Origin of the sequence: Flavobacterium flavipallidum, assembly GCF_038289905.1 — a bacterium.
Lineage (GTDB): Bacteria > Bacteroidota > Bacteroidia > Flavobacteriales > Flavobacteriaceae > Flavobacterium > Flavobacterium flavipallidum.
On sequence record NZ_JBBYHU010000051.1, the window covers coordinates 1 to 15,203 of the forward strand.

General features: G+C 34.4%; 12 protein-coding genes. 1 reads left to right on the top strand and 11 read right to left on the bottom strand.

The features are described from left to right. Positions 1-87 (top strand): IS3 family transposase, encoded by an 87-nt coding sequence (locus tag AAEO59_RS16405; protein ID WP_407934929.1) that lies wholly within the window; start codon positions 1-3, stop codon positions 85-87. Positions 88-156: 69 nt separating this feature from the next. Here AAEO59_RS16405 and AAEO59_RS15885 read toward each other — a convergent pair whose 3' ends face one another. The 11 genes from AAEO59_RS15885 to AAEO59_RS16410 all read right to left on the bottom strand — a co-directional run. After that, complete coding sequence (locus tag AAEO59_RS15885; protein WP_341701733.1) at positions 157-465, bottom strand: hypothetical protein; 309 nt, start codon at positions 463-465, stop codon at positions 157-159. Positions 466-529: 64 nt separating this feature from the next. After that, positions 530-3,373, bottom strand: a complete 2,844-nt coding sequence (locus tag AAEO59_RS15890) for a glycoside hydrolase family 2 protein (RefSeq protein WP_341701734.1) — start codon at positions 3,371-3,373, stop codon at positions 530-532. 7 nt (positions 3,374-3,380) lie between these two features. Next, positions 3,381-4,769 carry a glycoside hydrolase family 28 protein gene (locus AAEO59_RS15895; RefSeq protein WP_341701735.1) on the bottom strand — a complete coding sequence of 463 codons (1,389 nt, stop codon included), beginning with the start codon at positions 4,767-4,769 and terminating at the stop codon, positions 3,381-3,383. Positions 4,770-4,832: 63 nt separating this feature from the next. Then, positions 4,833-7,391, bottom strand: a complete 2,559-nt coding sequence (locus AAEO59_RS15900) for a glycosyl hydrolase 115 family protein (RefSeq protein ID WP_341701736.1) — start codon at positions 7,389-7,391, stop codon at positions 4,833-4,835. Positions 7,392-7,403: 12 nt separating this feature from the next. Next, entirely contained in the window at positions 7,404-8,246 is an 843-nt protein-coding gene (locus AAEO59_RS15905; protein ID WP_341701737.1) for a sialate O-acetylesterase, read from the bottom strand. 29 nt (positions 8,247-8,275) lie between these two features. Continuing rightward, complete coding sequence (locus AAEO59_RS15910) at positions 8,276-9,700, bottom strand: rhamnogalacturonan acetylesterase (RefSeq protein ID WP_341701738.1); 1,425 nt, start codon at positions 9,698-9,700, stop codon at positions 8,276-8,278. Positions 9,701-9,836: 136 nt separating this feature from the next. Continuing rightward, the gene (locus AAEO59_RS15915; RefSeq protein WP_341701739.1) at positions 9,837-11,090 is read right to left on the bottom strand and encodes a hypothetical protein; all 1,254 of its coding nucleotides are present in this window, start codon (positions 11,088-11,090) and stop codon (positions 9,837-9,839) included. An 85-nt stretch (positions 11,091-11,175) separates the two neighbouring features. Then, on the bottom strand, positions 11,176-12,384 hold the full coding sequence (locus tag AAEO59_RS15920) for a BaiN/RdsA family NAD(P)/FAD-dependent oxidoreductase (RefSeq protein WP_341701740.1): 1,209 nt from the start codon (positions 12,382-12,384) through the stop codon (positions 11,176-11,178). Beyond that, positions 12,381-13,058, bottom strand: coding sequence for a glycerophosphodiester phosphodiesterase (locus tag AAEO59_RS15925; RefSeq protein ID WP_341701741.1), 678 nt, complete (start codon positions 13,056-13,058; stop codon positions 12,381-12,383). Before AAEO59_RS15925 ends, AAEO59_RS15920 begins: the two co-directional genes overlap by 4 nt. Before the next feature lie 43 nt (positions 13,059-13,101). After that, positions 13,102-14,895, bottom strand: coding sequence for a glycoside hydrolase family 13 protein (locus AAEO59_RS15930; RefSeq protein ID WP_341701742.1), 1,794 nt, complete (start codon positions 14,893-14,895; stop codon positions 13,102-13,104). A 223-nt stretch (positions 14,896-15,118) separates the two neighbouring features. Next, a partial coding sequence (locus AAEO59_RS16410) for an IS3 family transposase (protein ID WP_407934932.1) occupies positions 15,119-15,203 on the bottom strand: 85 nt, incomplete at its 5' end.

The following is a 15,203-nucleotide window of genomic DNA, read 5'->3' on the forward strand; positions in this document are numbered from 1 at the left end:
ATAGATTACTATAATAATGAGAGAATAAAACTTAATCTAAAAGGAATGAGCCCGATACAATATCGAGCTCATTATTATCAAATTTAATTATAAATTCGTCTAAACTTTTGGGTGCAGTCTAGTATATCGTGAGATGGCTTTTTCGGTTATTAATAATTACTGTTTTTTAGCTGCTTGTAGAGCGCGTTTAAGTTCTAATTGCTCAGGAGTTAAGATCTCATTAATTTTTTTTCCTAGTTCATCTCTTTTCTTTTTGTTATCCTTTGCATTAGATGGGTTAGCTTTAGAATCGTTTACTAGAACTTCCTGTTCTTTAAGTAAGACTAAAATTGATGTTTTTTGTTCGTCGTTTAAAGTCAAATCTTTTGCCATTTGTTCCATTTTTTTATTTGCTTTTGTTCTTTGTACTTGAGCAAATCCTGACATTCCTAAAGCCAATAAGGCTACAATAAATAATTTTTTCATTTTTTTTGGTGTTAATTAATTTTGAGATATTTTAATATAAATGTTGCAAATGAATTTGTGAATTCTAATTAGGTAACTTTTCTTCTTTTTGTACTTTTAATTTTGGTGTTCCAAAATAAAAATTGAGTGTTCGCTTAGTAGTTCCATGAATGGCATTTTTTTCACTTTCAGGACCAAAACCTCTAACGTTAGTATCATTTGTTCCCATTTTAGAACCAATTGCAGGAATTGTATCTAAGAAAGATAAATCTCCCAAAGGTAATTTAGGATGTGGATTATTGGCATTGATACCATAAAAATCAAATAGACGAACAAATAAATCTTTATCAGGTGAAGCAACCGTAAATTTTCCTTCTAGTGTGCTTAGTTCCATCCAAACAATATCAGAGTAATAGCCTTTAAATTCAGGGTAAATCCAAGGGGAAGTTCCTGTTTGCGTATTGTTATATCGATTTTCATAAACATCAAGGGTAACGCCACTTAAACGGTTTTTCCAAACGCGATTCGGTCCTTTTCCTAACCATTTTGCTCCCATAACTAATCCTTCGGGATAGTTAAAGCTAATACCCGAGAAAGAATAATCCCCATCCAGCGCATATTGATAACTCATTTCCAGCCATCCTGTAGGTTGCATTTTCCAACGAACGGATTGCAGATTACCAGTGTAACTTACTTCTACCACATAAGCATCTCCTTCTTTAAAATGTTTCAAGGCTGAAAAAGTTGCTGTACCATTCACCAAAACAGGACCATTAGATATTGAGATAGCCGCACCATTTTCGTTTTTCACCTTAGCAATTGCACCCGTTTTTGTATCAAAACTTACCGAAATCGCATTAGCTGTAAGGGTTAATATATCTTTTTCGTCTTTAACTTCCACTGTTTTTGGCGATTCTGCTTCCAACATTCCTTTCAATAAATCAGTATTGGATTTGATTTTCCAAACCCATCTATATATTTCATTATTATTTGGATCAATAGCTGTAACAGCGATAGCATCAGCATTTTTCCAGTCGGCAGGAAGACTTAGGGATAAATTTCCTTTTGCAGTAGGTGCAATATTAGGCCCCAGAACAGTGTTTGATTTCAAGACATCATGTCCTATTTCTTCATCTTGTTTTCCTTTATATGTAAGTAACTCCCATTTGAAAATACATTGGTTCAAATTAGTAAAGTGATAACGGTTTTCTACAGGAATCTCACCATTAAAATCTTGAGGGAGTTCTTTAAGAGTGATGTGAACTGGTGAATAAATTTCTTTGATGGCATTAAAACTACCTTCTTTTTCGCGATGTGGTCCAACTATTCCGTCGGCAGCATTATTACCATTTACATCAATCATGTTGTTTAAATCGGTTCGTACAATTCCTTCATCAGCAAAATCCCAAATAAAACCTCCGGCTCCTTTTTTAGCATTCCAGTGCAACTCCCACATATCTGCCAGGCCGGCACCAGCACCACCGTCCTGCATGGCATGCAAAAATTCGGTAGGCATATAAATATTAGACTCTTCAACCAGTTTTTTTGTGCTATAATAATCCTCATAATGGTTACAATCAATACCATTAATAGCATTTCCAGGTTTATGATGTGCGTGAATTACGGTTCTATTTGATAAATCGTATTTTCCAAAATCATCATCAAAATCAAAGTTATGACCACCTTCGTTACCATTACTCCAAAAAATAATCGATGGATGATTGGCATCACGAATCACCATTTCTTTTAGCAATGGTTCTCCAACTTTAGTTGCATAAGCTTTTTGCCAACCTGCTAATTCATCAATCACGTACAAACCTAAAGAATCACAAATTCTCAGAAAATTAGCATCAGGAGGATAATGTGAACAACGTACCGCATTCATATTCATTTCCTTGATTAACTTTACGTCTACTAAATCGGCTTCCGGATAAGTAGCACGGCCATATTCCGGCCAAAAAACATGTCGGTTAACTCCTTTGATTTTTATTTTAGTCCCATTTACATAAATTCCGTCTTCTTTGCGTATTTCAATAGTACGAAAACCAAATTTGTCTGAGGTTTCATAAATTTTGTCTGCACCTTTGTGTAAACTCACTTTTAGATGATACAAATTAGGCGTTTCGGCCGTCCAAAGTATTGGTTTTTTTATATTGGTGCTTAGCGTTACAATTGAATCTGAGGCGGTAGTTTTAGTTGTAGCTACAATTTTTCCTTTGGTATCCAAAATTTGAGCTTCAACAGTATAAGCATCAGTTATGTTTTTCAAATGTGCATTCATTCTAAAAGAGCCATCTGCTTTAGCATCGATTGCTGTCCAGACGATATTGGCTTTAGGTAATGCTTCTAAATAAACAGGTCGGTAAATACCTCCAAAAATCCAGTAATCAGCCAAACGCTCTGCTCCATTAACTGATTTGTCATCGGACATTTTACTAACCTTAACCTCTAATAGATTTTTTTGTCCAAATTTTAATGTAGTGCCAATATTGTATTTGAAGCTGTAAAAAGATCCCTGATGTACTGGTCCAACCAATTTTCCGTTGATTTTTACCTCGGTATCGGTCATCGAACCTTCAAATACAATGTTTACTTCTTTATCTTGCCATGTGGCAGGAACTGCGAATTCGTATTTATAAAAGCCTTTTTCATCGTGGAATCGGAAATTTTTTCCATTAGTAACATTATCACGACCGTAGTTGTATGCTCCAAAACCCTGTTGTTCCCAATGGCTGGGTACCTGGATTTTAGACCATTTGCCACTGTTGCGTCCTGCTGTAACCCAAAAATCCCAGATTTTGGTGTTTTTTACATCGGTTCCGGAAAGATATTGGATTTCTTTTTGTGTTCCTGATTGTGCAAATGAATGCAGTATATTCAAAAGTGAATAAGCAAGAACAAAAGCCTTAATTTTTAAAGAATATTTCATGGATGTATTATTTCTTTTGTTTAGCAACATATTTAAAAATCTCACCGTTAATGCTCACATTTTCTATTTTTATGTTTTTTACATTATCGATTTTTAATGGTGTTTTAATACCGTTGAAATTACAATTTACAATTGTTAGATTTTCTATTGGAGATTCTTTGTAAGCATTGACCCAAATAGCATATTCACCACCTTTTTCTATATTTAAATTTTCTACCCAAATATTGCGAATTACAGGCATAAAGTTGCCCGGATTTTCGTAGAACATATTGAAATGTATAGCAGATTCTCCATAACTTCCAACAGTGATATCTTTGAGGAAGATATTTTCAATGGTTCCGCCTCTGGAAGAAGAGGTTTTAACACGAAGAACTCTGTCCAAATTTTTACTATCCATTTTACAATTGACGGCGTAAATGTTTTTGGCTCCACCTGCAATTTCACTTCCTATTACAATTCCGCCATGGCCATTTTTCATTTCACAACCTTCAATGATATGATTTTCGGCAGGTTTTTTATAGTCTCTGCCGTCTTCATCACGGCCTGATTTGATGGCAATACAATCATCTCCTGTATTTAAATAACAATCTTTGATAAGTACATTTTTACAGGCATCAGGATCACAACCATCTGTATTAGGTCCTTCTGAGTCGATACGTACTTTTTCGATAGTCACATTTTCACACATAACCGGACTTACAAACCACATAGGAGAATCGAGTAAGGAGACACCTGATATCAAGAGGTTTTTACAGTTGTAAGGTTGAATCATATACGGTCTTAAGTAATGACCTTCACCAAAAATACGTTTTCTTGGATCTAATTTTTGTTTCATTAATTTATGTAAACTATCACGGGCAGCGGTTTGATTAGTCATGCCTTCTTTCCATCCGTATTGTTTACGTCCTTTCCAAGGCCACCAATGTTTTTTATCGGCATTTCCGTTAATAGTCCCGTTACCTGTAATGGCAATGTTTTTTTCGCCATAAGCATAGATTTGGGGAGAGTAATTCATGCAATCCATTCCTTCCCAACGTGTTAAAACGATTGGGTAGTCTTTAGGATTTTGTGAAAAAAGTATCGTTGCGCCTTCCTTCAAATGTAAATTAACATTACTTTTCAAATAGATAGGTCCAGTAAGAAATACTCCCGAAGGGACAATTACCTTACCGCCTCCTTTATTGTTGCAAGTTTCAATTGCTTTTTTGAATGCCTCACTATTTAGGGTTTTTCCATCAGCTTTTGCTCCAAAATCCAGAATGTTAAATTCCTGGTTTTTAAATTTTGGAGCTTTGATTAATTTTTTAATTTGAGCCATTTCTTTCAATGGTTGACATGAAGAAGTCCAGTTTTTAGGTTCTTCCTTTGTAGTTACTGCTAATAGTAAAAACGCCATTAGTAACAGTGAAATCTTTGAGCTTATATTACTTTTGAAATTCATATTTTGGTTGTCTAAAAACTATTGTTTGTTAATGTCTATTCTGCTTAAAGCTAATCCGGTATCTAAAATATAGATTCGAATTTTTACAATACCTTCTTTTTCTGTGGCAAAAGCTAATTGTTTTTCAAAATATCCTCTTACAATACTGGCTGACCAATTTTTATCTTCTCTCGAATTATCAGTATCCAGAAACTGCGGTTTTTGATTATTAATGACCACTGCAAGATTTAAATTTCTTTCTTTGTTTATGGCTTTATTAGGTAATGATTTTAAAGATAATTGATAGTTACCAGTTTTTAAATTTACTTCATATTCTACATAAGGCGCTTTATCAAAGTTGTTTTTATCAAATGATTTTCCCGTAAATGGATAACGTGAAACACTTTCTCCTCCCAATCCAAGTCCTTCAACGGTAATGATTTTTTCGGATGGAATTTCATTTTTTGTCTTGAAGTCAGCAGCCTTTACAGAAATAAATTCGGCTACACTTGCAGCATTTACTGGATCTAATCTTAAATACCTGTGATCATATTCTTTTGGATTTCGGAGTGAATCACTTAAAATCTCAGGATTTGAAATTTCCGGCATACCATAAGTAGCTAAATTTCTTGGTGCATTGGTAATAATGCCATCCCATTTTCCATTTTCAATTTCTTTATTGTAATATTTGGTTAAAGAAATGATTTTTTCAAGAGCATCTTTTGATTTTTGAGAATATTCTAATGCCAGCGTTTTGTTGTTTGTTTTTACTTCCATACTCATTTGTGCATAGAAGAATTTATCATTCATCAAGGCTGCACAATTGGCTGGATATTCTATCAATTCGAAAAAGGCATTCTGAAGAAAGGCAGGTACGTTTTTCTTAGCTGTATTGACTTTTTCAACCAAAGAACTGTAATCTTTCAATCGTTTCTTTTTAGAAGCATCATCAAAATGCAAAAATCCCATATGTTCCGGTTTTCCACTATGTGCTAATTGATAATATTCTTTTTTTATGGTAGCAATTTCAGGTGCTAATGCAGTACCAAAAGTTGATTCGGCCCAAAATTGTGCATATTGACCCGCATTTTCAGGAGACCATTTTTTCATATCCCAAGCCATATCCAAAAAGAATTGAATTTCCATTTCAGCCGGTTTGATATCACCCACATTGACTACCCAAAATTTGTCTGCTCCAAATTGATAGGCTTTTGTCATTTCATACGCAATCAGCGATGGGGAAGTAGAAGATAACCAGGTGTAATCATGCGGACCGCCTAAATAAGATAGGTGATAATAAATACCGCTGGAACCACTGCGTTTTTGTTCTTTCGAATTGGAAAGTTGGCGAATGTAACCATAGTTGTCATCTGTCCAAACCAGAGTTACGTCGTCAGGTATTTTTAATCCACCGGTATATAAACCCAAAACTTCTTTGTAAGGGCAGAATATTTGTAATGCCTTATTCTCAGCTCCAAAATACTTTTTAAAAATCTTACGTTGATCCTGTATAATAGTATCCATTAGGGCAATTTTACCCTCTTTGGTTGTAGGCCCTACGATATTACCATCCCTTACCCCTCGCATTCCTACGGTGTACATAGCCTCGTAATTTTTAGCAGCATTAACTCGATCCTCCCAATATTTTGATACTTCTTTTTTATTGGTGTCATAACGGTATTCACCCGGTTTGTGCCCGTATTCGTGTACGTAATTTTCCTGCCATTCAAAAGTATTCGATCGTAACATCATGTCACAATGCGTAGAACCAATTACGATGGCGTATTTATCGGCTACTTTAGGATTGTCAGGATAATACCAAAATGCTTTCGTACTATCATGCATAGCGGGCCAGATTAAGTTGGCTCGTAAACGAAGCAATAATTCAAAGACTTTAGCATAGGTTTTTGGACCAATATCTTTGATGTCTTTGTCCATGTTTTTAGCAGCCCATGGATTCAATCCCCAATCTTCGTCATTGATAAAGATTCCTCTGTATTTCACCGATGGTTCTCTCTGATTCATTGTGCCTGCTAATACATATAATTCTTTTTTAGGTTTGGGCTTTACGTCAGCCCACCAAACCCACGGAGAAACTCCGGCTAATTTTGATATTTCAAATAAACCATAAGCAGTTCCTCTACGGTCGCTTCCTGCTATGACTAAGGCTTGCTTTACTCCGGGTATTGGATTATTAACCGTTGTAATGGTATAAGATTCCCATTTGTTTTGAATTTGAGAAACCTTAATTTTTTTGGATTTGATCAATCCGTCAATTACTTTAGATTTTCCGATAGTTCCTGCAATTATAAGGTATTCTTCATTAGTGCGCTGATGGATAGTTGCTGGTTTGTTACCGCTGACTAATTCAAAATCGAAAGCAACGGCATTAGCGACAATTGTCACTACTTCTGCGTCATTTTTATCGGTTAGTATAGCCGGAACCATTCCTTTTTGGATTAAAGGAAAAGAAGCTGTACTTGCCAAAGGGAAAGTATTTGTGCTTGGCTTAGTGTCTGTTATTAATTGGGCCTGTACACTACTTCCAATGATGAAAAACAAAGTGAAAACTATTTTTATTATTAATTTATTATACATTTTTATTATTTTTTATAGTCCCTTTTTAGCAAAGGTGTTAAGGTACTTTTCAGCAAATCTTTTCCCCATTATTCTTTGACTTTCCCCATCAAAATGCACTTTGTCTCCCTTGTGTTTTAAGTCAGCTGTTTCGACAATAGCAGCATATTTATCCTCTCGTATATAAGTTGTGTTTGCTTTGTTTATTTCGGCCCATAATGCCGGCTCTTTTGAAAAAGAACCAATATTTCCAATAAGAATTGGTAATTTCTCATTGTTAGCCTCTTTTCTGAAAGAAGAAAAAAGCGTTTTTAAGTTTTGGTTTCTATTAGCGATTCCTGCAGCGTTGGCGTTCGATTCTCCCTGATGCCATAGTATAGCTTTAATAGTTCCGTATTGTTGCCCAAGTTCCAATTTTTCTTTGAAGTTGGAATACAGATTGATGTTTCTGTGAGGTAAATCTTTTATCCATTTTTCAATGGGACTGCCACCTACCGCAGTTGGTAATAAAAGTATAACTACATCTTTTGGAATACTTTTTAATAACTCATTTGCGAAAGCCATTCCGCAATCTAAACCACGATAAGCCGGCGTACTAAAATGTATAGGCTCTTTTGCAAGGATGAGTTCGTTTTTACTGTTAATAGTTAAAATTCGGTTGTTTGAAATGGTATCCTGAGGTTCAACCAAACCACGACCCTCCATATTAGACTGACCTGCCATTATAAAAACCCAAACTTTCTTATTGTTAGGAGCGGTTGTTACTTTTTCTTCTTGCTTCGGAAAATTTTTAGTTCTGTTTTCTTTTTCCTGAGCCCAGATAATGAAGCATTGAAGTGTAGTTATAAAAAAAAGTAATTTATTGATTTTAAACATTTTTTTTAAAATTTATGTTTCTAAAATAATTAATTTCCATCCGGTTTTACTACTTCTTTAAGTGGGCTCATTGGCCAATAGAAATCATCAAAAGCTCCAGGTTTTGCTGGATCAAATTGAGGAGTGCCATCGGAAATTGATTTGGCAATTTTTAAATTGACATCACGAATTCCTTTAACAACTAACTTAGCAATCTCATATGCTCCATATGGTCTGAAATGAGTGTTGTCAGCCAATGGTTTGTCTTTTCCGGGAAATATATTTGCAGGATAATGCACAAATAATTTAATAGATTCTTTTTCTCCTAATGCTTCATACATGATTTTTGACATGGCATTCAAATCAATCAATGCTACATTTTGTTCTTTGGCTGTTACTCTAACCGCTTCAGGATAATCGCCCAGAGTTTCCACAATTTTTCCGGTTTTATCAAATCTTCTTCTTTGAACAGAAGTTACCAAAACTGGAATTCCGCCCTTTTTCTTAATCTCAGCTATTACTTTTTCTAAATTTGTCTTGTAATTTTTAAAAGGACCATTGTTTTCTCCTTTTTGTTTTTGATCGTTATGTCCAAATTCAACGAAGACATAATCCCCGGGTTTAACTAAACTATAGACTTTATCAAAACGGTGTTGCGCAATGGAACTACTCAAAGTTTCTCCTGATTCGGCATAATTGGCAACGGCTACTTCTCCAGCTTTAAAAAAAGCAGGTATCATTTGACCCCAGGAAGCCCAAGGTTCATTGGATTGATCCACTACTGTAGAATCGCCTGTCAAGAAAATGGTTGTTACTTTACTTTCTTCAGGATATATTTCAATAGCATTAACTTTTGGACTTGAACCGTTAAATTCAAGAGTTAGCTTATCATCCCATTGGTAGTTGTCTTTTTCTCTTGGTTTAAGACTTACTTTTTTGAATTTTCCACCACGAATAATACTGTCTCGAATATGAAGTGTGAATTCAACCACCTTGTGTTTTCCATTTTCGGTTTGTAATTTATTCACCATCATTCGGCGATTTTCAGCTCTGATTACAGTTTCAGAAACAGCAGCGTCATCGCCTAAAGTTACTTTTATATGGTAATTCCCCTCAGGTAATTTTACGGAAAAATAAAAAGGTTTATCTGAGGTAAGGAAACCATCGGTTAATGCTTGCTTTCCTGTTTTTGTATTTGCTGTTGCCGAAGTTCCAAAATCCAGTCCAAATCCCTTTTCAACATTATATACGTTTTCAGGCAGTACTTTCAAGAAGCCCGAATCAGCTTTTCCTGTTCCAAAATCAAACTTAAAACTGATAGGAGATTTAGAGTTTTTTTGCGGGTAATCTGTTTTTGGTTTTGACCAAGTTTGAGTAAAATTGATCATGAAAAAAAACAGCAATAGTGTTTTTAAATTGAAATCAATTTTATTAAATGGTTTTTTAAATGTTGCAAGCGGTTGGTTATTATTCATAGCACAATAAAAATTTTATTTTAGAGAATATCAAAAATAAAACTATTCAAATAGGTAGTGCTAAATAAGGTTAATCAAAGTGTGTCCATAATTTTGGACAAGATGTATGTGCTTGTAATCAGTGGTTTATGTGTTTTTAGAATTGGTAAAAATTCTTGCCGTCTACAGAGCTTAAACTGCAATTTTTGATAAAACCATTGCGTTCAAACTCTACAAATAAACCTCGAATATCACCTAAGGAGTGGCTGTATTCCGTATTATACAGGAGGATGCCATTTACTAAAAGACTTAGTTTTTTGTCTTTATTGATGAGTTTTATGCTGTTCCATTTTTGAAAGTCTACAACAAATGGTGACAGATTGTGAGTTGTTCCTTTAAGTGTTTTTTCACTTATTATATTTGTTATTCTCGAACTACAACCCGGATTAACAAAATTAAAACGGATGTAATTTTTGCTTCCTGAAATTTTAAAAACCAATCCGTTGCAGGAAATAGCATTAGATTGTTTTCCTTTTTTAAAAGTAGCTTCAAAAATAAAATTATCAGCATTTTGTTTTAGCGGAGCATAATTACAAAGTCTGATAAAAAAAGGTTGAATAGTGTCAATGCCTTGCTTAAATAAGTTTTTGTTAGAAATGTAAAATAAGCTGTCATGGTTTTTTTGTACCTGAACAGCATAGTAATTATCAGGTATGATGCGTTGTCTTTGAAATCCAAGCATATACCATTTATTCGCTGTAGATACGTATACTTTTGACTGACTAATATTTTTAATTTGATCAGTGATGGTCACATCAAAGACACCCGGTATAAAATAGGTATGTGATATTATTTTTTGATTGGGTTGCAAATGTACTAATGCAGAGCGATCACCAAAATCAATGTACAGATTGTCAGCCTTTTTAGGAATGTTTACATCAAAATAACAGGTTTTAGGAAGAATTCCTTCTGATGAAGAAAGGTTTAATTTAACTTCGTTTGCGTTAAAAAAAGAATTTCTAAAGTTGAAATATAGGAATGTTGATAAAACAATTAATGCGAAAATTAATAATCCAACTTTGAATTTGGAATTGTTAGGTTTTGTTTCTGTTTGATTAGAAATCGGAATGGTTATAGTATTACTATTTTCATCAGCTAATTCATTTTCATCAATTTCTGAATAGCATATTAAAGCATCAAAAGTAGCTTGTTGAGGTAGATAATATTTATCAGTTGGGATTTTTCCGAAAATTCGTTTTAAAGTATTTGGACTTATATTAATTTTTGTGCTTTCTAAAATGGCAGCACTGAAATCATTGAAATCATTATGTTTCCAATTTTCAGCATCTCCGCGACCAAATTTTAATTCACATTTTTTAATAATTACTTTAAGTTGTAATCGTTTATCCATTATCAAGTGTGGATTTTTTTAAAATTAAGGTAAAGACCAAATTTACTTATCGATTAAGTATTTGCCAAGTTTTTGATTGAAAAACTCAAATAGCATTTGCCAAAATAAAACCACTCGTCCAGGCATTTTGAAAGTTAAAACCACCGGTTATAGCGTCAATATTTACAATTTCTCCGGCAAAATATAGGTTTTCGTGAATTTTACTTTCCATGGTTTTAAAGTTGATTTCTTTTAAATCAATGCCACCGGCAGTAACAAATTCTTCTTTAAACGTGCTTTTTCCATTAACTTGAAAAGTTGCCTGAGTGAGTTGCTTTGCCAGATTTTGAATTTGGTTTTTGGATAAATCAGCCCATTTAGTTTCAGAGGAAATTCCGGAAGCCAGAACCAGACTTTCCCAAAGTCGATTCGTCAATTCAAATGGGGATTTTTTAGCAACTGTTTTTTTCGAATGTTCTTGTTTTAGCTCTCTCAAATGTTGTTCCGCTTCAACTGTATCTACATCGTTCAACCAGTTTATAAAAATAGTAAACTGATAATTTTTATCATGTAAAATGCGTGCTCCCCAAGCCGATAATTTCAAAATTGCCGGACCACTCATTCCCCAATGTGTGATTAATAAAGGTCCTGTTGAAGCGAGTTTAGTGTCTTTTACTTTTACAGAAACCAAAGCCGAAACTCCCGGTAATTCTTTGATTCGGGCATCTTTGATGTTGAAAGTGAAAAGCGATGGAACCGGACTTATAATTGCATGACCTTGTTGTTGCAGCATTTCCCAAATTTTTGGGTTACTGCCTGTAGCCATAACTAATTTTTCTGTCAGGTAATTTTCGTTCTGCGTTTCAATTTTCCAAACACTGTCTTTTTTATAAATTGACTGTACTGATTGTCCTGTAAGTACCGTAATTCCTAATTTCTTCGAAGTTTGCAGGAAACAATCGATGATGGTTTGTGACGAATTGGAAACAGGAAACATTCTTCCGTCTTCTTCTATTTTGAGTTCCACACCGTGTTTTTCAAACCATTCGATGGTATCCCCGGAACAGAACTGATGAAAAGGACCTCGTAATTCTTTTTCGCCCCGAGGGTAAAATTTGACCAATTCATTCGGTTCAAAACAGGCATGGGTTACATTGCAGCGACCACCACCCGAAATACGCACTTTTTGCAAAACATCGGCAGCGCGTTCCAAAATCGCTATTTTTAATTTCGGATTTTTTTCGGCAATATTGATGGCTGTAAAAAATCCTGCTGCACCGCCGCCTACAACAATTATATCAAAGTTTTGTGTCATATTCTGTCTGGAAAATCAGAGATGATTCCGTTTACGTTAAAGGATTTGATTTGTTTGATGTCATTTGGTTCATTCACCGTCCAAGGAATTACATCGAATTCTAATTTTTGAATTTCTTGAACGGTATTTAAATCTAAAAGTTGAAAATCAGGATTGATAGCTTTTGCTTGTATTTTTTTGGCGAAAGCCAATGCCTGTTCAATATCTGTTTCAGTCAAAACTGCAATGGGAATTTTTGAATTGATTGCTCTTATTTCTGTCAATAAATCCCAATTGAAACTGGAAATAATGAAATGAGAATAATTCCAGTTTTTTTCCGAAATATATTTTTCGATTAAAGCTGCTGTTTTTGTGGCTGTTCCAAATGCTTTTAATTCGATATTAATAAAACATTTTTTGTTGACTAATTCAAAAACTTCGGTTAAAGTGGGGATGTGATATTGGTTTTCTATGGTGAAATTTTGAAGTTCTTTTCTGGTGTATTTTGAAACCAAACCTTTGCCATCAGTGGTTCGGTCGATGGTTTCATCGTGTATGACCATGAGTTCGTTATCAGCACTAAGGTGTACATCAAGTTCGATACCGTCAACATCTAAATCGATTGCTTTTTGAAAGCTTTTTAAGGTGTTTTCCGGTTCGTAACCTTTGGCGCCACGATGACCTATTTTGAACATAAATTCTATTTTTTACAAAGATAGTAAATCAGAAATTTAAGGATTAGGCTAATTCTAAAATTAAAGCCGACTTTCCTTCGATGCTTATATTTTCAGCTAATTTAAAAATATGATGTTCTAAAACCTCCTTAGCCATAGTGTAATGATTGATATTTTCTTTAAACCGATTTGTGTTGAGTTCTTGTTTCTCCGGATGATTATTGATGATAACCATCACGCTTTGATTGTTGTCGTATCTAAAATATACATAAACATTGTTTTCAGGGATGTAATGGGTGGTTTTTCCAAAATGTATGGCTTTGTTTGTTTTTCTCCATTGGAATAATTTTGAAGTGAAATCAAATAAAGTATTCTGAAATTCAGTTCGGCCTTCTTTAGTAAAAGCGTCGTTTTTATCATCATTCCATCCTCCAGGAAAATCTCTTCGAATATCTGCATCACCCAGATTTTGATCTCCTGTCATGCCAATTTCGGAACCGTAGTATAGCTGCGGAATACCTCGCATGGTTGCGAGCATACTCATGACTAATTTGTATTTTCTAATGTCGTTATTGTAGATGTGATGTAGTCTTCGGGTGTCGTGATTTTCGCCAAAAATCATTAAATTATTGACATTTGGAAATAAAAAATCTTTAGATAAATGATCGTATATTTTTGTGATTCCCTGATCCCATCGGTCATCATCTTCGTTGAAAACCATTTGTAAGGCATCAGAAACTGCAAAGTCCATTACGCTGGGTAAATTAGAATTGAAGTTTTGGATTTTTGCAATGGCGCTGTCTTTTTGCCAATAAGAAAGCAAACTTTGATTACGCATCGTGATTTCGCCTACCAGATTAAAATTGGGGTATTCATCGGTGATGGCTTTAGTCCATTTAGCTATAAATTCGGGTTCAGAATAATTATAAGTGTCTACACGAAATCCATCCAGGTTGGCATATTCAATCCACCATATCGCATTTTGATAAAGGTAGTTGAAAACTAGGGGATTGGTGATGTTTAAGTCGGGCATAGTTGGGACAAACCATCCATTAAGGCAAATCGTTCGGTCAATTTTTGAAGCATTAATATCGCTTACAGTACTTCTTTTGTGGTTTGTTTCGGTGTAGTTTTCAAAACGATGGATCCAGTCGGCGGTGGGTGATTCTTTTACCATCCAATGTTCAATGCCCCAATGATTTGTCACGTAATCCATGATTATTTTTAGTCCGCATTGATGTGCTTTTTCAACAAGAATAACATAATCTTCATTTGTACCATAACGCGGGTCAATCTTATAAACGTCAGACTGTGCGTAACCATGATAGGAGTAGTTTGCATCGTTGTCTTCGCAAAGTGGTGTGCTCCAAATGGCAGTTGCACCAAGTTTTTTTATATAATCTAAATGTTTAATGATACCTTGGATGTCTCCACCGTGTCTGCCCTCCGGCAAATTTCGGTTGTATTTTTCGGTAGTGTTGCTGTCGTTTTTGTTGTTTGGATTTCCATTAGCAAAACGGTCAGGCATTAAAAGATATACACAATCAGAGGCATCAAAACTTTTGCGTAAAGCCGAATCTTTTCTGCGTTTTCTGAGTTCGTATTTTTGTATAAAGCTTCTTTTGTTTTTTTGTTGGAACTTAAAATAAATTTCGTTTGTAGTTATGTTTTGAGTGTTTATAGTAACAAAGATGAAATTAGGGTTTACCGTTCTTTTTACATTGGTTAAAGCAGTGCTGTCTTCAAGTGTAATTATATATTCACTAATGTTTTTTCCGTAAAATAGAATTTGAACTTCGGGTTTGTTCATCCCAAAATACCAAAAAGGTGGTTCTATTCTTTGTATAATTGTATTCAATTCTTTTTTATTAAATAGCTTATTAAACTTTCGCCTGAAAACCAAAGTTTAGCATGTAAATGAATCTATTATTTGACCCAATAATTGCGTCATAGATGCGGGTGTTTCGATAACTAATGTAATAAAAATAACTGTTCCAGAAGGAATTGTTAGAAGAATATTGATTAAAAAAATAAAAGCTGCTCTAATTAGACTGCACCCAAAAGTTTAGACGAATTTATAATTAAATTTGATAATAATGAGCTCGATATTGTATCGGGCTCATTCCTTTTAGATTAAGTTTTATTCTCTCATTATTATAGTAATCT

What these genes read in the sequence shown, in the direction of transcription:
- AAEO59_RS15885 (WP_341701733.1), bottom strand. Translation starts at nt 465, where the DNA reads ATGAAAAAATTATTTATTGTAGCCTTATTGGCTTTAGGAATGTCAGGA.
- AAEO59_RS15900 (WP_341701736.1), bottom strand. Translation starts at nt 7,391, where the DNA reads ATGTATAATAAATTAATAATAAAAATAGTTTTCACTTTGTTTTTCATC.
- AAEO59_RS15895 (WP_341701735.1), bottom strand. Translation starts at nt 4,769, where the DNA reads ATGGCGTTTTTACTATTAGCAGTAACTACAAAGGAAGAACCTAAAAAC.
- AAEO59_RS15915 (WP_341701739.1), bottom strand. Translation starts at nt 11,090, where the DNA reads ATGGATAAACGATTACAACTTAAAGTAATTATTAAAAAATGTGAATTA.
- AAEO59_RS15920 (WP_341701740.1), bottom strand. Translation starts at nt 12,384, where the DNA reads ATGACACAAAACTTTGATATAATTGTTGTAGGCGGCGGTGCAGCAGGA.
- AAEO59_RS15905 (WP_341701737.1), bottom strand. Translation starts at nt 8,246, where the DNA reads ATGTTTAAAATCAATAAATTACTTTTTTTTATAACTACACTTCAATGC.
- AAEO59_RS15890 (WP_341701734.1), bottom strand. Translation starts at nt 3,373, where the DNA reads ATGAAATATTCTTTAAAAATTAAGGCTTTTGTTCTTGCTTATTCACTT.
- AAEO59_RS15925 (WP_341701741.1), bottom strand. Translation starts at nt 13,058, where the DNA reads ATGTTCAAAATAGGTCATCGTGGCGCCAAAGGTTACGAACCGGAAAAC.
- AAEO59_RS15910 (WP_341701738.1), bottom strand. Translation starts at nt 9,700, where the DNA reads ATGAATAATAACCAACCGCTTGCAACATTTAAAAAACCATTTAATAAA.